The organism is Leptospira sp. B5-022 (genome assembly GCF_000347035.1).
GTDB lineage: Bacteria > Spirochaetota > Leptospiria > Leptospirales > Leptospiraceae > Leptospira_B > Leptospira_B cinconiae.
On sequence record NZ_ANIJ01000006.1, the window covers coordinates 518,033 to 542,678 of the forward strand.

The 24,646-nt window shown below is 42.7% G+C and carries 21 protein-coding genes and 1 tRNA gene; 19 read left to right on the forward strand and 3 right to left on the reverse strand.

Features of this window, described 5'->3' with window-relative positions; genetic code table 11:
- Nucleotides 1–2 precede the first annotated feature (2 nt).
- Nucleotides 3–1,538, reverse strand: a complete 1,536-nt coding sequence (locus LEP1GSC192_RS03050) for a YifB family Mg chelatase-like AAA ATPase (RefSeq protein ID WP_020768073.1) — start codon at nt 1,536–1,538, stop codon at nt 3–5.
- Nucleotides 1,539–1,620: 82 nt separating this feature from the next.
- Between LEP1GSC192_RS03050 and LEP1GSC192_RS03055 the strand changes: the two genes are divergently transcribed.
- The 14 genes from LEP1GSC192_RS03055 to gspN all read left to right on the forward strand — a co-directional run bounded on the left by LEP1GSC192_RS03055 (nt 1,621) and on the right by gspN (nt 15,222).
- Nucleotides 1,621–1,995 (forward strand): type II secretion system-associated lipoprotein, encoded by a 375-nt coding sequence (locus LEP1GSC192_RS03055; protein ID WP_020768524.1) that lies wholly within the window; start codon nt 1,621–1,623, stop codon nt 1,993–1,995.
- Nucleotides 1,964–2,977: a M23 family metallopeptidase gene (locus LEP1GSC192_RS03060; protein ID WP_198289288.1), complete on the forward strand. Its 1,014-nt coding sequence runs from the start codon at nt 1,964–1,966 to the stop codon at nt 2,975–2,977. Before LEP1GSC192_RS03055 ends, LEP1GSC192_RS03060 begins: the two co-directional genes overlap by 32 nt.
- Nucleotides 2,978–3,060: 83 nt before the next feature.
- On the forward strand, nt 3,061–3,954 hold the full coding sequence (locus LEP1GSC192_RS03065) for a type IV pilus biogenesis (protein ID WP_020768354.1): 894 nt from the start codon (nt 3,061–3,063) through the stop codon (nt 3,952–3,954).
- 7 nt (nt 3,955–3,961) lie between these two features.
- Entirely contained in the window at nt 3,962–5,752 is a 1,791-nt protein-coding gene (gene gspD / locus LEP1GSC192_RS03070) for a type II secretion system secretin GspD (protein ID WP_020768277.1), read from the forward strand.
- 3 nt (nt 5,753–5,755) lie between these two features.
- Complete coding sequence (gene gspE / locus LEP1GSC192_RS03075; RefSeq protein WP_020768189.1) at nt 5,756–7,429, forward strand: type II secretion system ATPase GspE; 1,674 nt, start codon at nt 5,756–5,758, stop codon at nt 7,427–7,429.
- Nucleotides 7,430–7,440: 11 nt separating this feature from the next.
- Entirely contained in the window at nt 7,441–8,667 is a 1,227-nt protein-coding gene (locus LEP1GSC192_RS03080) for a type II secretion system F family protein (protein WP_020768348.1), read from the forward strand.
- A 23-nt stretch (nt 8,668–8,690) separates the two neighbouring features.
- Nucleotides 8,691–9,173, forward strand: a complete 483-nt coding sequence (locus LEP1GSC192_RS03085; protein ID WP_020768263.1) for a type II secretion system protein GspG — start codon at nt 8,691–8,693, stop codon at nt 9,171–9,173.
- Between the two features lie 6 nt (nt 9,174–9,179).
- Nucleotides 9,180–9,749, forward strand: a complete 570-nt coding sequence (locus tag LEP1GSC192_RS03090; RefSeq protein WP_020768034.1) for a type II secretion system protein — start codon at nt 9,180–9,182, stop codon at nt 9,747–9,749.
- Nucleotides 9,730–10,278 (forward strand): hypothetical protein, encoded by a 549-nt coding sequence (locus tag LEP1GSC192_RS03095; RefSeq protein ID WP_020768156.1) that lies wholly within the window; start codon nt 9,730–9,732, stop codon nt 10,276–10,278. The genes LEP1GSC192_RS03090 and LEP1GSC192_RS03095 overlap by 20 nt, the downstream gene beginning before the upstream one ends.
- Before the next feature lies 1 nt (nt 10,279).
- Nucleotides 10,280–10,975 carry a type II secretion system protein GspJ gene (locus LEP1GSC192_RS03100; protein WP_020768444.1) on the forward strand — a complete coding sequence of 232 codons (696 nt, stop codon included), beginning with the start codon at nt 10,280–10,282 and terminating at the stop codon, nt 10,973–10,975.
- Nucleotides 10,972–12,102, forward strand: coding sequence for a general secretion pathway protein GspK (locus LEP1GSC192_RS03105; protein ID WP_020768501.1), 1,131 nt, complete (start codon nt 10,972–10,974; stop codon nt 12,100–12,102). The genes LEP1GSC192_RS03100 and LEP1GSC192_RS03105 overlap by 4 nt, the downstream gene beginning before the upstream one ends.
- Nucleotides 12,102–13,718, forward strand: coding sequence for a pilus assembly protein PilM (gene pilM, locus LEP1GSC192_RS03110; RefSeq protein ID WP_020768179.1), 1,617 nt, complete (start codon nt 12,102–12,104; stop codon nt 13,716–13,718). The genes LEP1GSC192_RS03105 and pilM overlap by 1 nt, the downstream gene beginning before the upstream one ends.
- Nucleotides 13,719–13,730: 12 nt before the next feature.
- Nucleotides 13,731–14,261: a hypothetical protein gene (locus LEP1GSC192_RS03115; RefSeq protein ID WP_020768125.1), complete on the forward strand. Its 531-nt coding sequence runs from the start codon at nt 13,731–13,733 to the stop codon at nt 14,259–14,261.
- A 1-nt stretch (nt 14,262) separates the two neighbouring features.
- Entirely contained in the window at nt 14,263–15,222 is a 960-nt protein-coding gene (gene gspN / locus LEP1GSC192_RS03120) for a type II secretion system protein GspN (protein ID WP_020768369.1), read from the forward strand.
- 156 nt (nt 15,223–15,378) lie between these two features.
- Here gspN and LEP1GSC192_RS03125 read toward each other — a convergent pair whose 3' ends face one another.
- Complete coding sequence (locus LEP1GSC192_RS03125; protein WP_020768150.1) at nt 15,379–18,972, reverse strand: vitamin B12-dependent ribonucleotide reductase; 3,594 nt, start codon at nt 18,970–18,972, stop codon at nt 15,379–15,381.
- Between the two features lie 216 nt (nt 18,973–19,188).
- Between LEP1GSC192_RS03125 and LEP1GSC192_RS03130 the strand changes: the two genes are divergently transcribed.
- The 5 genes from LEP1GSC192_RS03130 (at nt 19,189) to LEP1GSC192_RS03150 (ending at nt 23,825) form a co-directional block, all read left to right on the forward strand.
- Nucleotides 19,189–19,264, forward strand: a tRNA-Asn gene (locus LEP1GSC192_RS03130).
- Between the two features lie 312 nt (nt 19,265–19,576).
- Nucleotides 19,577–19,855: a helix-turn-helix transcriptional regulator gene (locus LEP1GSC192_RS03135; protein WP_157186882.1), complete on the forward strand. Its 279-nt coding sequence runs from the start codon at nt 19,577–19,579 to the stop codon at nt 19,853–19,855.
- 74 nt (nt 19,856–19,929) lie between these two features.
- The gene (locus tag LEP1GSC192_RS03140) at nt 19,930–20,793 is read left to right on the forward strand and encodes a sterol desaturase family protein (RefSeq protein ID WP_020768384.1); all 864 of its coding nucleotides are present in this window, start codon (nt 19,930–19,932) and stop codon (nt 20,791–20,793) included.
- 246 nt (nt 20,794–21,039) lie between these two features.
- Nucleotides 21,040–21,591 carry a hypothetical protein gene (locus LEP1GSC192_RS03145; protein ID WP_036088738.1) on the forward strand — a complete coding sequence of 184 codons (552 nt, stop codon included), beginning with the start codon at nt 21,040–21,042 and terminating at the stop codon, nt 21,589–21,591.
- Between the two features lie 14 nt (nt 21,592–21,605).
- Entirely contained in the window at nt 21,606–23,825 is a 2,220-nt protein-coding gene (locus LEP1GSC192_RS03150; RefSeq protein WP_020768342.1) for a membrane dipeptidase, read from the forward strand.
- A 111-nt stretch (nt 23,826–23,936) separates the two neighbouring features.
- On the opposite strand, the gene LEP1GSC192_RS03155 is transcribed toward LEP1GSC192_RS03150, so the two are convergent.
- A complete protein-coding gene (locus tag LEP1GSC192_RS03155) occupies nt 23,937–24,644 on the reverse strand; it encodes a LytTR family DNA-binding domain-containing protein (protein ID WP_020768419.1) in 708 nt (235 codons plus the stop codon).
- Between the last annotated feature and the right edge of the window lie 2 nt (nt 24,645–24,646).

The window sequence follows — 24,646 nt, forward strand, 5'->3', positions numbered from 1 at the left end:
AGTTAGGTTACGGCCCTGTTTTCCGGAGACCATCCGGAATTCAGGAAAACAAGGGCCTCCTCCAAATTCCTCAAAAGTACTTCTTTAGAACCTTCCAAATCCGCAATCGTCCTTGCCACTTTTCTAAAATGGGCCACCTTACGAATGCTGAATTTATGTATATCGACAGCTTTCCAAAAATAAACTTCGCACTCCTTGGAAAGAGGGATCATTCTTTCTACTTCTTCCCCTCTTAATTTTCCGTTGTAGAGTTTCCCTGTTTCTCTGAATAGTCTACTACGTTGTATGTCCGAAGCGGTTTGGATGGAGTCCCGGATGGATTTTAAATTAATAGAAACCTTCTTCTCATCCGTACGGATCGCAAAACCCAAATGGTAAAAAATTTCGATCCGATCCAAAAACGGTCCGTTAAAAGGAGATTGATAATTTCGGATACTGGAAACACTGCAGTTACATTCCTTTATTAAGCTTTGGTAATATCCGCAAGGACAAGGATTGGTCGCTCCTATAAATAAAAAAGAAGCAGGGTAGGTGATCGATCCTTTTATTCGTGAGATCGTAATTTTACCTTCTTCCATCGGTTCCCGTAACGCCTGTAAGTTTCGAGAATTGAATTCAGAAAGTTCATCTAAGAATAAGATCCCATTTCCAGCTAGGGAAACTTCACCCATTCTCAGGCTGCTTGATCCTCCGACCAAAGCAATATCGGATGTAGTATGATGTGGCGTCCTAAAAGGTCTTTCCACTTCCGTATCGGACAAGTTCTCTTGTAAAGATCGAATGCCTAATAGTTCAATTCCTTCCTTCTCCTGAATCTTGGGAAGAAATCCATACGCCAATTTTGCTAGCATTGTTTTTCCTGCACCCGGAGGGCCTGACAATAAACAATGATGAAATCCGGCACTTGCAATTTGAATCGCTCGTATGGCAGGCAATTGGCTTTTATGAAATTCTGATTTCCAAGCAAGGACTTCGGATCTGATCTTTATACTTCCTCTTGGTTCCGGCTTGATCTCTCCTTTGGCTAAAGAGACTAAATCTTTCAGATGAGAGATCGTATAGATCGGAAATGTTCCGATTAGGGAAGCTTCCTTTCGATTTTCAAAAGGTACAACTGCCGCGGAAAAACCTAAATTTTCCAATCCGGAAAGTATAGGAAGGATCCCTTTTAGAGGTTTAACGGTTCCATCCAGTCCTAATTCTCCCAAGAAAAGGAATTGTTCTAGTTTTTCGGAAGGTGGCAATTGTTCCGTTAGGTGTAAGATCCCTGCTGCAATCGGAAGATCTAAGTATGTCCCTTCTTTTTTTCTGCCGGCAGGCGCTAAATGAACCAGAATATTCTGTAGAGTGTATTCGAATCCACTATTCTCTATAGCGATCCTGATCCTATCGGTGGATTCTTTGATAGAAGGGCTCGGAAGTCCAGTGATCTGGAACCTGGGTATCCCTCTTTTTATGTTGATCTCAACAGAAACCGGAAAGGGAAGAATTCCTTCAAGGGAAGCTCCCCAAAATTTGGTCAGTTTGTATGTCTCCATAACCTGGACAGGTGCGGAAAAATTCGGGCCTCGCGCTTTTTTTCTAAAAACTAGTTTATCACTTCCGGACCTTCAGTAAGTTATGCATGAAATGGTGCGATTCTTCGCTTTTTTATTGGCTCTATTTACCTTACAGTGCGGGGCCAGACTGATCAAAAAAGAGAAGTTATCCGAGATCAACGAGCATTACCAGGATAAGATATATAGTCTCAAAAAAGACACAAAAGTCTCCGCAACCGAAACTTTTAAGAAGGGAATGTTGGTCCGAATCTACATCGAATCGACTCCGTCCCTAATAAAAGTGAAATGTTTCCCCGCTGACCAAAAAAGGGAACATGCTATCGGCAGGCTGATCGCTTATCAGGTAAACGAAGATCTAGAGAAAAAAACCATCAGTATAGAGGATTTGGATAAGATCGTTGCAAATGAGCTCACGGAATATAAAAAGAAAAAGTAGCCGTCGTTCCCCCCTAGGTTCAAGAAGGCATCCCGATGCGGCCGATATTAAATATGTGAAACGGACGATTCTTTACCTTCCCATTCTATCCGCCATACTTACCTCGTCTTTATCGGCCGATCCGCTCAAGAATTACGAAAACGCGATCAACGATTACGCGAATAAAGACTCCTCCTTCTTTACGGACAAGGAAGAACGTAAGATCAAACAATTATTCTCTCAATCACCTCAAGAATGGGAAGAGGATAAGTATTCTTCGCTTAGTTATCATAAGGACAAATCCAATCTGGAACTTCCTTCTTTTATCAGTATCAATCCTATCGTTTCTTCCAAGATCGTTAGCCAAAGCGGCTTTATTATAAAATCCTATATCGTAAAACCTAAGGATACTTTATTCCGGATCGCTAAATCCTTAAAGACCACTGCGGCTAAAATTTCTGAGGCAAACGGTTTAAATAAGGGTTCCGTTCTAAAAGTAGGACAAAGTTTAAGTGTTCCTGTTAAAGTGGGAAATGCTTCCCGCCAAAAAATAGAATACAAAAGAGTATTCATCACCCCTGTCTTAGGCGCTAGATTTTCGTCCAGATATGGTAAAAGAAAAGATCCATTCCACACAGGAGGAGGCGGTTTCCATACCGGCATAGATATGGCTGGCCCTCAAGGAGCACCCATTTTAGCTTCTGCAGAAGGTGTGGTAAGTTTTGCCGGAGTCAACGGCGGTTACGGGAATTCCGTCATCATAGATCATCCAAACGGTTATAGGACCATGTATGCACATTGTGCTAAAATTACGGTGGAAGAGGGAACGAAAGTGAGAGCAGGGACGGTCATAGGTGCCGTAGGTCGTACAGGCTCTGCCACAGGTTCCCATCTCCATTTTGAGGTGTTCTATAACGGAAAAAGGATTAATCCTGAGGTGGCACTTAGGAAGACCTTAAAAATTGTTACCAACCTGGACCCAGGTAAAGTAGCAAAACTTTAAGCGATCATCTTTCAAAAAGCCGGTCCATTTTTTTTGGATCCGGCTTTTTTAGAATGATTCCGTGAAAATATCCGAAGGGCGCAATGAACGCAATTTTTATCGAATTCAGAAAACATACATTCTATGTTCTGATCCCCGTTGTGATATTTTTTTCCTTCTCTCTGGCATATCTTTGTAGAGGGATACTTCTACTTTTTCTGACCCCGAATGTGCAGACAAGTTCCTCCACCGCCGCTCCGAGAAGACCCGTAGCTGAAAATTCTATTACTATTGAGATGTCCAAGGAAATGGTAACAGGTTCCTTGTTTAGGGGAAGTTTAGCACCTCCTCCCGGAGAAGTTGCTGCAGGTGCAGATGGAACTCCTGGAGCCCCTCCAGATTCCGGAGAAGGTGAAGAAATGAGAGTCACCGGAACCCTAAGCGGCCACTGGAGTTTTGCCCGAGTCACTATTTTAGAAAAAGGGAAACAAAACGCGGAAGAATTCGCAATGGGGGAAGCGGTAGGTGGATACAAAGTAAAATCCATTCTACTGAACCATGTAGTTTTGGAAAAAGGAGGCCAATCTCTCAAAGTGGAGATCGGTCAAACACCGGGAGAAGCCAGAGCCAAACTGGGAGCCCAGGCAGATATTCCGGGAGGACCGCCTGCCGCGGATACAGTCCGTAAAATTCTGTCCAGACAGGACGTGAATCGGAAATTAGCGAACGTAGCCGAACTTTATAAGGGAAAATTCGGTCCTTATTTGGAAAATAACACGATCGCCGGTTACAAAATTTACAGTATAGGCAGCGATCATATTTTTTATTCTCTTGGTGCTAGGACCGGAGACGTGGTGCGGCGGGTAAACGGAATGCCTTTAAACGATACGGTAAAAATGATGGAGATATGGAATTCCTTAAAAACGGCCGATAAAGTATCCGTAGACGTAGAGAGAATGGGCAAGATATTGTCCTATGAATTCATCATCCGGAATTAAAGATTAAATGCGCAAAACAGATTTACGATCCAGATATTTGAGAAACGCGGCATTCGCGTTCTTACTTCTTCTTTCGGTGAACGAAGGTTTACTCTCCCAAGCTTCCAAAAAGGGAAGTAAAAGAAATACTGCCCCGGTAGCTGAGGATACAAAGGAAAAGACCTTTTTCGCCAACTGGAGAGATACCGAACTGAATGATTTTCTAAAAGGGATGAGCGCGATCCTTAAGAAAAACATTCTTTTGGATGAAAGTTTAAAAGGTAAGAAGATCACGATCATCTCCCAAAAAGAGATCCCTGTCAAAAACGCATTTCCGTTTATGAAGGCAGTTTTGGAATCTATGGGATTTGCGATCGTAGAAGAAGTAGATCTGATCACAATCGTAAAACTAAAGGATGCACTTGCCAGATCTCCTTACGTTCGTGTGGGTAAGGAACCGATCCCGGAAACGGAAGCTCTGGATAACCGGATCATCACCCAGATCATTCCGGTGGAAAATGTAAAACCGGAAGAATTGGAACCGATCTTAAAAAGATTAACTTCTCCTAATACCGATATTATCGTTTATAGAAATACGAATACAATCGTACTTTCCGGTTCTACTGCCGACATCAATAAACTACTCACTTTAGTAAACGAGTTGGATGTAAGACCGGATGAAACCGCTCCCGGAGCAGTAGCCTCTGCCGGTGATGTTCATATTTATACATTAGAATTCAGTGAAGCGGAGAAAATTGCTGCGACTCTGATCAAGTTGGATAATCCTATGGTAGGAGATCTCCCTGTAGCGAGCGGCGCTCCCGGCGCACCACCTCCTCCTGCTCCTAAGGTGGAAAAGATCAAAGCTGTCGCTCATAAGGAATCCAACTCGGTCATCGTTACAGCAACCGAAGCGGAATGGAATGAGATCCGCAAAATTATCCGAGTTCTGGATTCCGCAAGAAAGCAAGTGTTGTTGGAAGTATTGATCGTGGAACTTTCTTCCACGGATACCAACGACTTCGGCATCGACTGGAGATTCCAGGGACAAGGTCCTTATAGCCAGTTCAACTCCGGACTTGCCAAAGAAGGAAATATCATCAACTCCAGCGGTAGGATCAACCCGAACCTGAACACGTTATCCGGCTTCTCTCTTGGTTTCGTACAAGCGGGAGCACAACAGATCTTAGGTATCTTAAGCGCCAATCAAGGAAACGAGAACTTTAACGTATTATCCGCACCTCAAGTATTGACCTTGGACAACCAAGAAGCGGAGATCAACGTTGGGCAGGACGTTCCGGTCCGGACCCAAAGCCGTAACGCAGGATTGGGTGGAGCAAACGCAGTAACTGTGGATAACTACGAATATCGTCCAACCGGTATTAAGTTAAAGTTCACCCCCCATGTGAACAAGAACAACCGTATCACTTTGGATCTTTTACAAGAGATCAAAAACATTGCCTCCATCGCACTTGCAGGGGGAAACCCTACCTTCAACAGAAGGGAAGTGAAAACAACGATCACTATCGACAATAGACAAACCATCGTGATCGGGGGTTTGATCTCCAATGATAAACAAAAACGTCTGATCAAGATCCCTCTCCTCGGAGATATTCCTTATCTGGGTTGGATCTTCCGCAGAACTACTGAGCAGTTAAAAAAGACCAATTTGATGGTTTTTATCACTCCACATATCTTGGACAATCGTGAACTTGCTGATAAGATGACTGTTAAGAAAAAACTACAGCAAGAAAGATATGAAATTGAAAGGGAAAGGGTCCTAAACAAGGAAGCCACCATCAAGGAACGCGGAGAATAAACAGTGAAAACTCTAGGTGATATTCTCGTAGAAGACGGGGTCATATCCGCCAAGGATCTGGAAGACTCTCTCAAACTACAAAAAAAGAATCATTTACCCCTAGGACATATTCTTCAGAAAAAAGGGATCGCCGGAGAAGTAGACGTTCTCAAGGCGATGGCTAGGCTTTACAAAATGGAATTCCGGGAAAAACTGGAATTCAAGGGAATGGAGGAAGTTTACGACCGTATTCCTCTTAAGCTCATCCAAAAAAGTAAAATAGTCCCTTTCGAACTAAATAAAAAAAACGTAAAAGTAGCGGTGTCCGATCCTACGGATCTTCACCCAATGGACGACGTACGTACTGCATTAAGAGAATTTAAAGTAGAATTCATACTTGCCCCTGAACCCGAGGTGATGAGACTCATCCACTCTCAGTTCGACAATACCTCCGCAGCCGCGAAAGATATGTTGAATGAAATGGAAGGCAGCTTCTCGGAACTCGCGGAAGGTTTCGATAACGAAACGATAGATCTTTCTGACGATGCGCCTATCATAAAAATGGTGAACGTCATCCTATCCCAAGCGGTAAACGAAAGAGCTTCGGATATTCACGTAGAACCTTATGAAAAAAGTCTAGTAGTTCGATACAGGATAGACGGTATTCTTCATAACGTATTGACCCCTCCGAAGTCTTATCATGCAGGGATCACATCCCGTATTAAGATCATGTCCAACTTGAACATTGCGGAGAACAGATTACCTCAGGACGGTAGGATCAAACTTAGACTTGCGGGAAAGGACGTGGATATCCGGGTTTCCACAATTCCTTGTCAGTTCGGAGAACGTATCGTTATGCGTCTCTTAAATAAAACGGATCAGAAATATTCTTTGGAAACCATGGGTTTTTATCCGGAACTGATCAAAACTCTGCGAACTCTGATTTATGAACCCCACGGTATTATCTTAGTAACAGGTCCTACGGGATCGGGAAAATCCACCACATTATATTCCGCTTTGACCGAGCTGAATACGGAAGAAAGAAACATCATTACTTGTGAAGACCCGGTGGAATATCAGATAGACGGGGTTTCCCAAATGCAAATGCAGGAAAAAATCGGGCTTACATTTGCAACGGGACTTAGAGCGATACTACGTCAGGACCCGGACGTAATTATGGTGGGGGAGATCCGGGACGAAGAAACTGCAAGGATTGCCATCCAAGCCTCCTTAACAGGTCACTTGGTATTCTCTACTTTACACACCAATGATGCGGCATCTGCGGCGACTAGACTAGTGGATATGGGCATCGAGCCTTATCTAATCACATCCACTGTTTTAGGATTTATGGCCCAAAGGCTTGTAAGAACTATATGCAAAGAATGTAAAACTTCCTATAAACCTACTCCTCAAGAATTGGAGTCTATCGGTATTTCCAAAAAGGATCTAAAGGGTGGAGTTTTGTATAAAGGGAAAGGTTGTTCTCATTGTATGAACACCGGATTTAAAGGAAGAACAGGAGTTTACGAACTTCTGATCATAGATAGTAAGATCAAAAATGCTATCTTGGCCGGATCTGATACGAATAGGATCAACGATGTTGCCTTAGAGAGCGGATTCGCTACAATGAGAGATTACGGCATCCGAAAAGTATTGGATGGGATCACCACCCCGGATGAAGTTCTAAGGGTTACTTAAGTTTTCCTTCGATGGCTCTTTATACTTATACCGCATTTAACAAAAAGGGAAAGGAAGAGAAGGGGATTATCGACGCCCCAAGTATCCTTTCGGCGAGAGCTAAACTCAAAAGTAAAGGTTTCTATGTTCGTCAAATTTCCGAGGACGCGGAAAGAAAGGATAGAGAACTTTTTCCATTCTTAGCTAGACTTCTTTATAGAGTCCCGAAAAAGATCATAGGTCTTTTTTCAAGACAGCTCGGAACTCTATTGGGTGCGGGGATTCCTCTAGATAAATCTCTCTCTAGTATCATTGAACAAACTGATCACGAAGTTTTTAGAAAAGTAGTGATCGCAATGCAGGCGGATATCACAGAAGGAAGTTCCTTATCTGATTCGATGAGAAAACATCCGGACGTATTCCCAAATCAGTATCCTTCTCTTGTTTCCGTGGGAGAAAGAACAGGTGATTACGAAACTGCACTCATTCGTCTCGCAGAGATGGAAGACAAAAATCTTCAGTTAAAAGCCAAGGTCACCACTGCGCTCGTTTATCCCGGAATTATTTTCTGCCTTTTACAGATCGTGATCATCTTCCTACTCACCACAGTTGTCCCTCAAATCGAACATCTATTCGTGGAGTTTAACGCAACTCTTCCTATGATCACTCAGATCGTGATCGGAAGTTCAAAGATCCTAACCGGATATTGGTTTCTTATCTTTCCTGCAATCGGTGCTGCAGTAATCGGATTTTTCTTTTATAAATCCACTCCGGAAGGTAAGGAAAAATGGGAGAAATTCGTTCTTAGAATACCCATTATCCGAACCCTGAATAAAAAAGTCCTTATATCCAATTTCGCCAGGAATCTTGGGATCCTTCTCACAAACAGGGTTCCCTTGATCATTTCTCTCCAAATTGTGGAACAAATCGTAAATCATTCCGTTTTCGGACAAGAAATACGGAATGCATGCGAAAGAATCCGAGAAGGAGAGAAACTTTCCGCAGCATTCACAGGGTCAGAGATATTACCACAACTAGTCTTAGGTATGATGTCCGCCGGAGAAGTTTCGGATAGAGTCCCCGAGATGTTGAATAAGCTCGCGGAAATTTATGACCAGGAAGTGGATTCCGCTTTAAAAAATGCAACCCAGGCAATCGAACCTTTGATGCTTGTTTTTATGGGATTTGCGATCGGTATCATTATGGCGGCGATCATCGTTCCGATGTTCAGCTTGACCCAGAACTTACAAGGTATATAACAATAGAAATAGGAGAACCGACTTTGAAAACGGGAAACAAACGGAGAAAAGGATTCACTCTTATCGAATTGGCGATCGTAGTCGCCATCTTAGGTGCTTTGATGACTATCATTCTTGTCAGTGTGGATTTCGGTGGAGTGAGTATCGAAACCGCAAAGATGAAGATCAAAAAAGACAAACAGGAACTTAGACTACATCTAGAAAGATACGCTTCCAAATTCGGAAGTTATCCAACCGAAGAGCAAGGACTAGACGCGTTAGTGGAAAGACCGACTACCGGAGAAATTCCTGAGACCTGGATCCCGATGGTAAGCAGCAAGGATTCCATCAACGATCCATGGAAAAACCCATACAAACTCCGATACGATGGAGCGGGCGAAATCCAGATCATTACGTTTGGTCAGGATAAAGTAGAAGGTGGAGAAGGTTTAAATTCAGACTTCGATATCACTAAAGAAGAGCAATATCCTCCTCAATTCACTTCCTCATCCGGTTCTAAAAAATAAACTAAGATGGGCCCAAGAGCGAAAGGCCGGATCCGTTCCGGCTTCACATTGATCGAATTGGGAGTCGCAGTATTCCTGATCGGTGTAATGTTCGCTCTTGTGCTTCCTTCCTTAGTCAATTTACTCACGCCAGGTGCCCAAGAAGAAGCGATGTTACTACATGACGTTGTGAACTTCTGCTTTCGTAGGGCAAAAATCAACCAACGGACAGTCTACCTAGAGCTTAACGTGGATACGGAAACGTATACCATCATCGATATAGAAAGGGACGAGACCGGCTTGAAAGAAGTCCCGGTATTCCAGGACAGGGAACTTCCAAGTTCTTCCGCGATCGTGGACGTAATGGATGGACGAGGTTACAGATACAATACCGGAAAGATCCGCATTCCGTTCTCTCCTATGGCGGTGGCGGAAGATTTTTATATCCATTTAGGTCCCGATCCGGAGATCACAAGGACACTGATCGTCAAACGTTACGGCGGGAAATCGGAAATAGAGGACGGGGAAGTCGTAATCTCCAAGGAACAATTGGAAGAATACAAACGTAGTGAACAATATGGCACGAGTAAGTTTTAAAAAAAGGAATCCTCTTAAAAAGAGACAGGGTTTTACTATTTTAGAAATGACCTTGGCGTTTGCACTCGCCGCAGGTTGGCTTCTCTATGTGCTAATGGTGGTTTCGGAAGGTATACGTCTTAAAAAAGTAGCGGCGCTCCAAATGGAAGCCACTCATTTAGCGAAAATTAAAATGGCTCAGATTGATTCTGCCACCATTTTGCAAGCCGACACTAGTTCAGGAGAGATTCCCGGATACCAAGACTGGAAATTTACTACGATCATTAAAGAAGAGAATCTAGATCTTCTGAAAATGGCAGGAAAGGAAAGCGGGAAAAAACCGGAGGATCTATTAGGTGGTGCAAACTCCAGTATGAATCAGCTCATCGCGAAACGTACGGGTAATAACCAGGGATCCGCAACGGGTGGACTCATCGCTGTCTTCCATATATATGTAACGATAGAATACCCCACAGGCGGAAGAGACAACCAGGGAATACCGGTTAAGGAACAGTACACCATCGAGACCTATAAGGCGAGGATGAACTGATTTGGAACATTCTTCTTACCATTCTACTTTTCTTAAGTTTTTTCGAAAAAGAAAAAGGTCCGGATTTACATTAATCGAACTAACCATCGTAGCCGCCTTATTGGGTGTTTTACTCGGAATGGTATTCGGGACTTACGCAACCATTTTAAAAGTCACTCGTCCTACGTCAGGCTCGGAAGGTGTGGATCGAGAAAAAGCGATCTCGGTCATAGAGAATATTAGAAGCACTTTGACTATGGCATTCTATTTCCAAACGGAAAAAAATCTGGTATTTGTAAGTAGAAGAGGACGCAAATCGGAAGATGGACCAAGACATCCCGGAGAAAGTACTAAAGATCATTTTATCGTATTCGCTGCGGTCCATCCAAACTCGGAAGAAGTCGCTCTTCCGGAAGTAAGAGAAGTGGAATATTATCTAAAACAAAAGGACGGCACAGATTATTATAAATTAATGAGAAGAGAAGATGAGATCGTGGATCGTTATCCTTTCGTAGGCGGACAAGAATACGAATTATTGGATAACGTAAAATCTCTCTCTTTTAAATTTTCCAAAACGGGAAAAGAATGGGAAGAAGAGTGGGATTCTTTCCAAAGAAAAAGTATCCCTCGTCTTATACGAATTGAGATCATCGCGAATATGGGAAATAAGGAAAGACGTTTTGAAACTCTTGCCTTTCCGGGAATGCTTCTGAAATGAATTCAGGACTTGGGTTAAAGGGCAGAAGATTCTCCAGAAGAAGGGGAGCAATAGTCATGCTCCTAGTCGGAGGTATAGGTGTAGCCGCCTTAACTACCACCTTGGACTTTGCGGAAAGATCCATGGCAGAATATAAAATTTCCCAAGGAGAAATGTCGGGCTTCAAGGCTTCTCTTTTAGCTAAAGCCGGGTTCCAAGGAGCTTTGGCAGCACTTAGAAAAATCCCGGAAGAACAATTATACCAATCCGGGATCGGCCTAAATCCACCTCCGGTTCCCATGGGAGGTGGATGGATCTATTATAAGATCCAAGGAGAAGATGGAAAAATTAACCTGAATTCAATCTTCAATGCGGACACAAAAGAACTAAATTTAAGAAACCAAGAAATGGCTCAGAGACTTCTGGAACGTTTAGGAATGAAAAGGGATCTTTTCAATCCAGTCGTAGATTGGCTGGATGACGACAGCCAGGGAAATTTTGAAATTTCCTATTATGAAAAACTGAACCCGCCGAGAAAAATCAAAAATGGGTACATGTACTCTCTTTCCGAGCTTACTTCAGTAAAAGGATTCAATCCTAAAATTGTATATGGATCCCAAAAACCGCCTGACTATGAACAAAAATATTCCAAGGACTTTATGTCCGACGAGGAAAAAAGCCTGATCGGTGAGTCCGATTTCGTTTTGGCAAATAATTTAACCGCATTTGTCCCATTCCAGAGGAACTATGATGATAGAATCAACTTGAACGCCGCACCGTACTTCGTTTTAATGTCTCTATCCGATTTTATGAACCGCCAATCCGTTCTTCAGATCATGAAAATGAAAATTAAAAAGGGCGGTTACTTAAAGGAAATTAAGGACCTGGAGACTATTCCGGAATTCCAGATACCTTCCGTAGGCGGACTTTCCCTTTACAAAGAATTAGCTGGAGAAGGAACCGATGTTTCCGGTGGTAGGATCAAAACTAAGGGCGAAATATTCAGGATCAGCGCGGTCGGGGAAGTAGAAAGAAACTACAATAGTAAAAAAAGTTCCGATGTTATGAAAGGGCCTAAGATCGTTCGTAGGATCACGGGAATTTTCGACCTGACCAATAACCTGATGTTATATTATAGAGAAGATTAATGTTCTTATACGAAAAGTTTTTAACCGTAGATTACGGTACGAATTCCGTCAAAGGTGTACTATTCCAGAGAGTGGCAGGGAACTTGACTATGCTGAGAGCCGAGTCCATGCCTATTTCCAAAATGGAAGAAAAGGAATACGAAACCAATGTACTTCGATTTATAAACACCTATTTTGCGGAAGAACATGCGATCGTACTTTCTCTTTCTTTAGACAGACTTTTTGTGAGAGAGATCTCCATTCCGTTGACCACCGAAAAAGCGGTCCGAGAAGTGATCCCTTTCGAGATAGAAAGTAGGGTCCCTTTTCCAATGGAAACCGTAGAAGTATTAGGTTCCGTATGGAGAATCGACCAGGAAAAGTCGGATGTAATCACTTATACTTCCCATCATTCAGAATTCGACACATTAGCTTCTCCATTTCTAGATTCCAGTCTTGTATTTCGCGGGATCTTTGTGGATTCGGTATGTCTGGGCTCGATCATCTCAAAACATTTACACAAAGAGATCCAATTTACAAATGTCGCTCAGTTGGATATCGGCGGTAAAAAGTCCATCCTGAATGTGACCAAGGATGGAAAGATCGCACATACCCGTTTTCTTTCCGTGGGCGGAGACACTCTTACGGAAGAGATCTCCAAAACATTAAAGATCCCTAAAGATAAGGCGGAAGCATTAAAGACTAGTATCCAATTCGAGCCGTTCCATTCTCCGGAGGACGGTTTGAACTTATTCGCAAAAGAATACAAACTCAAAGTTGCGGATATTAAAAAAGCATTCTCTATCTGTCAGGAATTTTTCACTTCTTTAAGCGAAGAAGTTCGCAGAAGTTTTCTCTCATTAGAAGAAACCGAAAGACCGGAAGCTATTTATCTTTCCGGAGAGGGAAGTAAGGTCCGAGACCTGGAATCCTTCTTAGGAGAGAATTTAGGGATCCAAGCTAGAAGGTACGATTTTTTAGGTACTGATCCGGACAGATTTGCCACTTGTTACGGAATGGCCTACCATCTGATCCAATCCAAAAAATCTAAAATAGATTTTTTGGAAACCCCTTATGTAAAAAGGTTAAACAAGAACTTATTCGATATCAGCATATTCAAACCTCATATCATCCTCAGTTCGGTTTCTTTAGTATTATTGATCGGAGTATTTTTTTTAGGGATCATATCCGATAAGAGAACTCTCGCAGCCGCAAACAAAGTTTTGGCGGAAAAAGTAAAATCCAGCACAGGTTCTAGCGTTCCTTCCAACAGGGACCCTTTAGAGTTCGCAAAAAGTTTAAGGGACGGGGCGGAAAGAAAAACCGAACTTTATCGAAAGTATCTTTCTAAACCGAGTGTATTAGACGTACTACATGAGATTTCCTTAAAATTTCCGGACCCTGGAATGCAGCCCTTCCTATTTCAAAGTATCACTTATGACAACGGTTCCGTATCCATCCAAGGTGCGGTAAACGAAATCTCGGAAATAGGAAAAGTGCAGGATTCCTTGGCTCGTTCTCCCATGTTTAAAAACGTAAAATTAGACAGTAACCGTCCGAATTTCGGACTTAAAACATTTAAAGTCTCCTTTGTGATCAAAATGGAGGTGACCTCTAAAATCGAAGAGAGCGATTAAGAGGGATCGTCTATGTGGCAAAAATTACAACCTAGGGAAAAACTTTTATTACTTATAGCCGCCAGTTTGATCCTTTTCTTACTGGTCTTTCTAGTTGTACGTAAAGTCTACAGACTAAGGAAAGATCTTTCTGAGACAGTAAATAATACACCAGGTCTGGCCGTACAATTGGATACATATATCTCCGATTATTTATTCTTCCGATCATTGGAGAATGTGAACACTGGGGAGAACGACCAAAGCGCTTTCGCGGCGAAATTAGAAAGGATCTTTTCCGATAATGGGGTAAAGGACAGAATTTCCACGATGAGGCCTATCCCTGCAAAAGCGATCGATAAAGGAAAATATCAGGTAATCGTTTTCGAAGTGAATTTAAGAGGTGTCCCTCTGGAAGACGTTATGTCCGTATTGTATGATATTGATAAGGGCAATAAGGTGAACGCAAGGGTGGAATATTTCCAGACCAATAAACCCTACCAAGATAAAAATACCTACGACGTGAATCTGAAAATCGCGGCCTATAGTGTCGCTCCCGGAAAATAAGATGGCCCGCCCAAAAAAAATTGAATTAGAAGAAGAGGAAGAACTTATTTCCAACGAGGAAGAAGAATTTCTCACAATGGAATTGGAGGAATTACCTCCTGAAGGATTAGAGGAGGAAGAAACTCCTAGATTTTCCCTCAAACAAAAACTCATCTTGATCGGAAGCGGCACAGTTTCCTTTCTTCTTTTTCTGATCCTATTATTCCCTTACGAAAATATAGTCCGTCAGTTCATGAACTCCTCTTCCGGACAACCGAGCAGCGTATTTTTTAACGAATTATCCGTCTCCGTTCTACTCGGAAAGGTTTCCGTAAAATCCATGGAGATCATGGGCCAATCATTCAAGATCAGATCAAAAGACGCTCAGATCAAGGCGGGACTTTTTTCCCTACTGAGAAAAAGGGTTAACGGTGATTTCGAAATTGAGGAATTGGAACTAGACTACGACGGTCAAACTCTCGGCAACATAGGAGAGTTGGAAGGCCATTTGCGGTTGGATTCACTGAGTGTGCCTGCAAGCAGATTTGGCGGAGCATTCTCGCTCAAAATGCCGGAAGGAAAATTCGGATCCTTTCCCAATCTTCCGGAAATTCCTTTTATCGGAAAAATTGAGAACTTTTTCGTAAATAAGATACTCATCACTTCCAAAATCGACCAAGGAATGGTGGAATTCGAAGAATTTATCATAGATACTTCTGTCGCGAGATTGGATTTACACGGAAATATTCGGCTTTCCGATTCTTTCTCCAATTCCCAATTGAACCTAAGAGCCTGTTTCGAGTTAGAAAGAAATTTTGCCTCAGCGGCAGAAAACCAGATTATAGTAGGTGCATTGGATCTTCTGGAAAAAAGCGGTAATGGAAAATGTATCCCTGTTACCGGATCTTTCCAAAGACCTGAATTTAAGATCCCAGGCCTGAATGCTCCGGCTGGTTTGCCAGGGGCTGGTCCTATTCCGTAATAATGCTAGTTTTTTGAACTTCTCCTGAACAGTTTAGAAGAGATAGAAGAGAATATTCAGTTTTTTTAAAGATATTAAAAAACCTCGGGTGAAATTATTCACTCGAGGTTTTTTAATTTTAGAGCTTAAGCAAAGGCCTTCAGATCGGCTCTTAGATCAAGAACATCCTGTAGTTGCCCCGCAGGACATACATTTCAAACAGGAACCGTTTCTTACCATTTCGAAAGATCCGCATTCTGTGCAAGAATCTCCGGTATAACCTTTGATCCTTGCCATTTTGATCTCTTCCATCAAAGCAATCCCTGAACTTGGTTTTTCCGTCCTCATCATCTGTGAATAGGAAATCGTTTCCGGCTCGGAAGAAGGAACAGTTTCCACTACTGTGGAAGTTGGCGGCTGCTCCGTCTGCTTAGTCTGAATGGACTCGGAAGATTTCCTGGAACCTATCTCGTCTCCTCTTAGGTCTTCCGGAGCAACTTGGCCCAGGTCGTATCTTCCCAAATAAGTGATCGCAAGTTCTCTGAAGATAAAATCGATCACGGAAGTACTCATTTTGATATGTTTGTTTCCGGTCACGATACCGTTCGGCTCGAATTTGAAGAATGTGAATGCATCCACAAACTCTTCTAAAGGGACCCCGTGTTGCAGACCTAAAGATACGGAAATAGCGAATGCATTCATCAAACTTCTGAATGCAGCACCTTCTTTGTGCATATCCACGAAGATCTCTCCGATCTGTCCGTCTTCGTATTCGCCGGTTCTCAAATAAACTTTGTGACCGCCCACAACCGCTTTTTGTGTATAACCCGCACGTCTATTCGGAAGTTTACGTCTATGAGAGATATACTTATAAACGATCTTTTCCGCAAATTGAGAAGGATCTTTAGCAACCGCAGCCTCTGCGATCTCTTCTTGTTCTTCTAACTCGATCCCGTTTAGAAGTTCCAATACAGAGTTCAAAGGCTGAGAAAGTTTAGATCCGTCACGATAAAGAGCATTCGCTTTTACCATCATCTTCCAAGAGATATAGTATGCGTTTTTGATATCTTCGATCGTTGCATCTTCCGGAAGGTTGATGGTTTTCGAGATCGCACCGCTGATAAACGGCTGAGCGGCAGCCATTGTGCGGATATGAGACTCGTAAGAAAGATAACGTTTCCCGTATTTTCCACATTTGTTCGCGCAATCGAATACCGGATAATCTTTCTCTTTTAAATAAGGAGCGTTCTCAATAGTCATTGTCCCGCAAACATAATCGTTCGCTTTATTGATATCGTCCTTAGAGAAACCTAAATACTCGAGCAGATTGAATGTGAAAGAATCGTATGTTTCTTTTGCGATACCAAGATTCTTTTGTAAAAAATTCTCGCCCAAGTTGAACTTGTTGAATGCAAAATTGATATCGAAAGCATAAGGAAGAGAAGATTCTACTTTTTCCAAGATCTCGTTCGTGAAACCTTTCTCTTTTAGGCTTTGGGTATTGATCACAGGAGCTCCGTTTAAGGTAGCATGCCCTTTGCAATAGTTCACGATGGACTCGATTTCGGAAGGGGAGTATCCCAATTTACGAAGAGCCAGAGGAACGGATTGGTTGATAATTTTGAAATAACCGCCACCCGCTAATTTTTTGAATTTTACCAGAGCGAAATCAGGCTCGATCCCTGTAGTATCGCAGTCCATTACAAGACCGATCGTTCCGGTTGGAGCGATCACGGTTACCTGTGCATTTCTGTATCCATGAGCTTCTCCCAAAGAAACCGCATTATCGGAATCTTCTTGAGCCGCTTTCAAAAGGTAAGAAGGGCAGTAGGCAGGATCAATTCCCACAGGAGTGATTGTCAGTCCTTCGTAGTCTTCGGAAGGAACATTATAAGCCGCTCTTTTATGGTTTCTCAGAACTCTAAGCATGTGCTTTTTGTTCTTTTCATAACCAGGGAATGGTCCTAGTTCCTTTGCCATTTCCGCAGAAGTAGCATAAGCGGTCATATGCATGATAGAAGTAATGGCGCCGGTAATTGCCATAGCCTCCTTGGAATCATAAGGAATTCCCATGATCATCAATGCGGAACCAAGGTTTGCGTAACCAAGTCCGAGAGTTCTGAACTTATAGGAAAGTTCTGCGATCTCTCTGGAAGGGAACTGAGCCATGGTCACGGAAATCTCGAGGATGATTGTCCAAAGACGGCAAAGATAACGGAAACTTTCTACGTCGAAAACAAGAGTTTCCGGATCGATAAATTTCTGTAAGTTCGCAGAAGCCAGGTTACATGCAGTATTGTCCAAGAACATGTATTCTGAACATGGGTTGGAAGCGTTGATATTCCCGTCTTCCGGACAAGTATGCCATTCGTTAATGGTAGTATGGTATTGAGTTCCTGGGTCGGCAGAAGACCAAGCTGCAAAAGAAATTCTATCCCAAAGGTCTCTTGCTCGGATCGTTTTTGCAGGTTTAGCGGCTCTTTTTTCTTTGAGTGCTTTTTCTTTTTCCGTTCTATTATATAAATGCCAAGGAAGGTCTTGCTCTACGGCATTCATGAATTCGTTCGGAAGACGAACAGAGTTATTGCTGTTCTGTCCGGAAACGGTATTGTACGCTTCGGATTGCCAGTCGGTGGTCAACTCTTCGAAAAGGATCTCTTTGTATCCTTGTCTTGCAAGATCGATCACTCTTTTGATATAATTATCCGGAATTAAAACTCTCTTAGCTTCTACAATGGCTTTCTTAAGAGCGGAGTTCTTTTTAGGTTCGAAACGATCCTCTCCCTCCATCTCGTAACAAGCTTTCATGATCGCATTTAGATGTCTGTTGTTCAGAATGGATCCGGTTACAAGAGAAGCTACTTTCTTCTCTTCTTCCACTTTCCAGTCTACGAAACGATCGATATCCGGATGATCTACATCCAAACATACCATCTTAGCAGCACGACGAGTGGTTCCTCCGGACTTGATCGCACCGGCAGCACGGTCTCCGATTTTTAAGAAACTCATCAAACCGGAACTTTTTCCCCCGCCGGAAAGGGATTCATTTTCCGCTCTCAAGTTGGAGAAGTTGGTTCCTGTTCCGGAACCATATTTGAATAAGCGAGCCTCACGGACCCAAAGATCCATGATCCCGCCTTCATTGACTAGATCGTCGTCTACACTTTGGATAAAACATGCATGAGGTTGCGGATGTTCGTAGGCAGAAGAGGATTTTACCAATTTTCCACTGGTAGGATCCACATAGAAATGTCCTTGGGATTTGCCGTCGATCCCGTAAGCCCAATGTAATCCGGTGTTAAACCATTGAGGGGAGTTGGGAGCAGCCATTTGAGAAGCCAGCATGAAAGAGACTTCTTCATAGAAAGTTCTAGCACTTTCTTCGTCGGAAAAATAACCGTATTTGTATCCCCAATAGGTCCAACAACCCGCTAAACGGTGAAAAACTTCCTGCGCTGAACTCTCACCACCGAAACGATCTTCTGCTTTTAAGGAAGAAAGTTTTTCAGTGTCCGGTTCAGAGCGCTGTAACCATTCCGGAATGCCTTTTTCATCTACTTTTTTTAAGTATTTCGGCACTCCTTTACGTCTGAAATATTTCTGGGCAAGAATATCGACGGCAACTTGAGACCATTGGTCCGGAACAAGTATGTCCTTAGCTTCGAAAACAACGGATCCGTCAGGGTTAGAGATCTTAGAATTCCTTTTAACCCAATTTAAGTCTTTAGAAAATCCCTTCTCAGGTGAAGTGAAATGTTTATTTAGCTTCATAGCATGCTCCTTATGAAACTCCAGCAAAAAATAGTGCGTTTTTGGATTATGTCACGCTACTATAGCTTTCAAATTTCCTGGTAGTACTTTTTCCAAAAGCTGTTCGGTTTTTGCCGGAAAATTGTCCGTAGATCTGATCAGAAAATACCTATGTCTCGAAGATTTTTCATTGCCAGCCTGCCTCATTTCTAAAAACTGGATTCTGCTACCAGACACTCCCCTTTAGCTCAGTCGGTAGAGCAAGTGACTGTTAATCACTGGGTCGCAGGTTCGAGCCCTGCAGGGGGAGCCAATCTTTCCTTTCCTTCCAATCTTAGCAAATTTCGGTTTATTTACGATCTTCTTTATAGACCCTTTAGATCCACATTTGTTTAGTCTTTTTGGTATAATTTACGTTATATTTTAAAAAAATTGATACGAAAAACCTAGAGTGGCTGCAATCACACACTCCCGTTAAGTAACATACGATCGATTAGGGCAACGCTCATATTGTAACGTATTCTTATAGAAAAAATCAATGTGACAAACGAAGGTAAATTTTTTGTAGACGACTAACTCAAAAAAACTCATATTGATATATTTAGATATGTCAAAATATACACAGATGGATCGGGAACTGCAAATTTTTTTAGATGCCGTTTCCGGTGAGAGTAGACAAAAAATTTTGATGTCCTTCCACAATGGGAAAGAACGCGCAATGAGTGATTTAATCAAGGATTCAGATCTTGGACAATCGACCATTTCCATTCAATTAACCACTCTTTGCCGGGCAGGCCTGCTATTACGTCGAAAACAAGGGAAGGAAGTGTATTATCGTCCCGATAAGGTTCGTATCATTGCCATGATCGACAAGCTCAGTTCGTTCTTGAAAGGATGTTGCTGACAAAGAATGGAGCGCTAACGCTGGCCCGATATATTGATATATTTAAATATATAAAATTATCTAGGAAATAAAGTATGAAATCAAAGAAAAAATATCACAACGAATTCCGGCGGATAATGAGGAAATTTGGCTTCCCGTTTCTTCTGCTCGCTTACTCGATCGGCTTATCGCTTTATCCGTCGGAAGGAACACTCATCCTTCTTGGATTTGCGATCATCGGCATACTAATGGAAAATTGGATGCCTTACCACAAGGATTGGAGAGGAATTAAGAATGATTCAAAATTAGACGGAGTCTTCAGCATTCTTACGATGATCGTTTCTGTGATTGTGAAGGGTGGGCTAACGGTATTGTTCTCGCAATTGAGTTTTGGTTCCCATCTCTGGCCGACGATCCCGTTACCGCTTTCGATTCTTCTTGCGCTCCTGATTTCAGGATTTGGACCGTATATACTTCATCGCGCTGCACATGAATGGAACGATTTCCTATGGCAGATTCACGCGGTACATCATGCGCCAAATAGGGTGTATTCGCTGAATGCAATGCGTGCTCATCCCCTGAATGCAGCCTGGAACGTAGTCACGGGGCTTGGTCCATTACTGCTGCTCGGCGCGGATTCGGAAACAATTCTCATTGCCGGTGGCCTAAACAATTTTTTTTCCATTTTCAATCATATGAACATCGATTTTAAAAACGTTCAGCTATCAATCTTTTTGAATACTGCGGAATTACACCGCTGGCATCACTCAGCCAAGAAAGACTTTGGCGATCGAAATTACAGCTCCGGTGCGATTACACTATGGGATCACGTTTTTGGTTCATGGAAACTTCCAAGAACAAAGTTCAACCGACAGGATGCAGGGTTGTATGCGACGAACGATTTTCCAATCCTCTCCCTCTCAAGGCAGTTAATTGGTCCTCTTTGCCGGTGTTTATAGCCGAGAATCCGCTATTTTTTCCGATAAATCAGATCTCCGATTTATTTCGCATAACAATAATACTGTTATGCGAAATCGGGACATTTAGCCGAAATCTCTTTATATAACGATCGATTGAAAATAAAGCCGACTTATTTCGTTCCCTTATATAAGGGATTAATAAGAATTTTTCCATTCATCATACTTTGATCCACTTTCACCCCAAACTCATTGCAGAGTAGCTTTAAACCTAGTAATTTCCTATATATGTCTTTTAGGAAAATAACCATCCTTGTTTCATCACTTTTTGTAGGAGGTGTTTTGCTCTTATTGCTTGTACCTTCTTCTTCCAAGAATGCTGCCGTTCCTAATTCCGGAAAAAACGTTTTTTCCGAAGGTTTCTCCGCATTTTCGAATATTTTAAACCTGGGTTCCTTCTCCTCCGCTCAGGAAGAAGAAGGACTTATACCTGCTTCTCTCTTAAGAAACGAAACTCCTGACAATTTATATTGGATAGCGGTCGCAACTCCACGAGATGCCGCGGAAACGAAGGCCCAAAATGAACTCAGAGAGGACTGGGCGGCTCTTTATGGAAAGATCTACTCGGGAAAAGCCACTCGCGAAGAGATAGTCGAATATTTTACGACACAAATCAAACTACATGAAGATCAATTGGAACTATTGAAGATCATGGAGGATCGGTATCCGGAACGTTTGAACGACGATTCGAGAAGAATGATCCTGGCAGGAAAGGAACTATATGCTAAAAAGCTAAAAAACGTAAAAGATGAATATGAAAAACACATAAACCAAAAATAGATTCGGAGAGAATTATGAATTATCGGTCAATACGAAGGTCCGCATTCGGCTTCGTAGTATGTACGATGTTTTTCGCAGGAAGTGTATCCGTGTTCGCGGATCCTTATTGGGGATCATTCAAGAAGGACAGCTGCACATCGATTTTCCCAGGGAAACGTCAATATTCGGCAATCTTATACGGGATTCCCTCGGGCCAAAGCTGGGAAACTACATGCGCGAATATGGGAGCAACCATTAACGGCCAAGTATTTACGAAACCTAGTCGTTGTAAAAATACGGGTTTTAATATGTGGGGAGAATTCGATCTGATCGACGATTCTTGCGAGGCAAACTGGTCTGCAACTGACGACGGTGGAGGGTATAACTGGACTCATAAGAACGACGGCTGCCAAACTTCCGGAACGTACGCGGGTAAAAGAAAATATTCTTCCCGTATCTGGAACGTGGTAGGTGTATCCTGGGAAGAAGCATGCGCTAAATTACCTCTTACCATCGCAGGTAAAACGTATACAACTCCTACTCGTTGTGTAAATACCGGAACTACAGGAATGTGGGGTGAATGGTATGTTGCAGATTCCAGTTGTGAGTCATCTCCCCGAGCGTATACAAGAGGTGCTCAGGATTCTCTCAAAAGAACAGGAACTCTTTCAGGTTATGTGGATCTTCATACTCACCCTATGGCACATCTAGGTTTTGGAGGTGTGATCTTCCATGGATCTCCATATGGAGAACCGGCAACCGCACTAGCGGATTGTCCAAGTATGTCTAATGAAGGTCATTCTGCAGGACACTCTAGAGTAGAAGCAATCGTAAAAGACGATATTATCGGAGCTCTACTTTCTACGGCAAAACATGATAATCGAGGATATGCAAGTTTCCCATATTGGCCGGCAAACAATAGTTATACTCACCAAACCATGTATTATGAGTGGGTAAAACGTGCCTATGAAGGGGGACTCCGAACTATGGTGGTCCTTGCGGTAAACGGTGATTATATGTTCGGGGCGACGGATAACGGCCTTCCGGATATTATCAAAGGTATCGCAATCGCAACGGATCCTATCTACGACCTAAACGACATGAACACTTTGCGCCGTCAAACCCAAGCGGTATACGATATGCAGACTTGGATCGACCAGAAGAGCGGAGGAGCGGGTCTTGGATGGTTCCGGATCGTTAAAACTCCTGCAGAAGCTCAAACTGTGATCGCAGCAGGTAAGCTTGCGGTCGTATTAGGTGCAGAGATAGATTATCTAGTAGATTGTACTACTACGACCTGTACTGACGCAATGATCACTCAAGGCGTTCAAGAAATGTATGACGCAGGTTTACGTTATATCTTCCCGATCCACTTGAAAACGAACGGATTCGGCGGAGCAGGTCTTTACAATATCCTGGGAAGCGGGACAAAGTATGACTGTAAACATTACGGACAGGATTGTAACGTCGCAGGTTTAACCTCTTACGGACCTAAGATCATGAAAGCCCTGATGAAAAAAGGAATGATCATAGACGTGGGTCACATGTCCGCAAGATCCTTGGACGGAGCCTTGACTTACGCGGAACAACAGGCTTATCCGGGTATCGTTACCGGTCACACAGGCTTATACGATATGGCGAATAAGGGAAATCGCCATGAGGCAAATCCAACTGGAACAGCTATCAAACGTATTGTCGCTTTAGGTGGAATGATCGGACTGATCGCAGGACAAGGAAATCTAGATGAAGTAGGGGAATGGAGACAAAACTCCGATGGATCCTATATTCCACATGCCTGCGGAGGAACCACACAGACATTCGCTCAATCCTATCAGTATCTCCGAAATTTGATCGGTGACCAAGCGTATGATGGGAGGATCACTGTCGGAACCGACTTTAACGGATTTGCGCATATGCCTGGACCTCGTTACGGAACCCGCGCATGTCCAGGAGGAGTTTCTACCATCGTTCAACCGGATTCGGCAAAAGTAGGATATCCTTTCTCACCGGATGCTTCCATTAGAAAAGCTGCAACTCTTTCGGCTCTTCCTTCTCTTGGAAAATACTCCTTTGGGAATCGGACTTTCGACTTCAATACTGAAGGTGCATCCCATATCGGGCTTATGCCGGACTTCTTTGAAGATTTACGACAGCAAGGTTTAAAACGTTCCGATTTGGAACCTGTGTATCGTTCGGCCGACTACTTCACTACTATGTGGCAGAACGCCGTCACAAGAGGTGCGAGCATCCAATAAAGATATCTAAAACGTAATAAATTTTACCGGCCCGCCAACAACCCTGCGGGCTTTTTTTTTTACTCTTAAGCAGATAAAAAATTCGCTGATTTGAAATAATTTTTAAGTCTTTCAACCCAACATTTCTTTCAAGGTATTATAATTCGATCTGGATAGGGCAACTTCTGCAGATTCGCCTAGAAGTACTTTGAAATGGTTTCCTTTTCCGTGTAATATCTTCTTCACTTCCGAAAGATTGATTATAAAGGATCGATGGGAACGGAAAAAATCGGAATTCAGTTCCGAAAGAACGGACTCCATGGTTCTGCGTATAAGTTCTTTACGTCCCGACTTGAGATGGATCTCGGTAAAATTGCCGGAAGCTTCCAAATATAGAATGTCCTGGAAACGGATTACTTCTATCATTCCGTCTTTCTTCAAGGAAATACTATTTTTTCGCGTAGAATCCGCTTTAGAAGCGGAGGCCGATTTCATACGATCAATCGCCGCTATAAATCTTTCTCTTGTGAACGGTTTTGCTACAAAATCCAAAACGCCAAAATCAAACGCGGTCACCGCATTTTGTTTATCCGATGAGATCACGATCGTATAAAAGGAATCTTTTTCAGGAAGTTTTAGGATCTCGTAGCCGGATTGCCCTTTTAGATTGATATCCAAAAGTAGAAGGTCGATCGGGTTTTCACGAATACTATAAAGAGCAGGAGTTAATTCATCGAAGGTCTTGAGAGAGACTAGATTTTTTCCGAATGCCTCTCTGCAATAGTGCTGGATGGTCCTTGCCATCAGTTTGTCGTCTTCGACTAGAACAGCTCTCACCATGC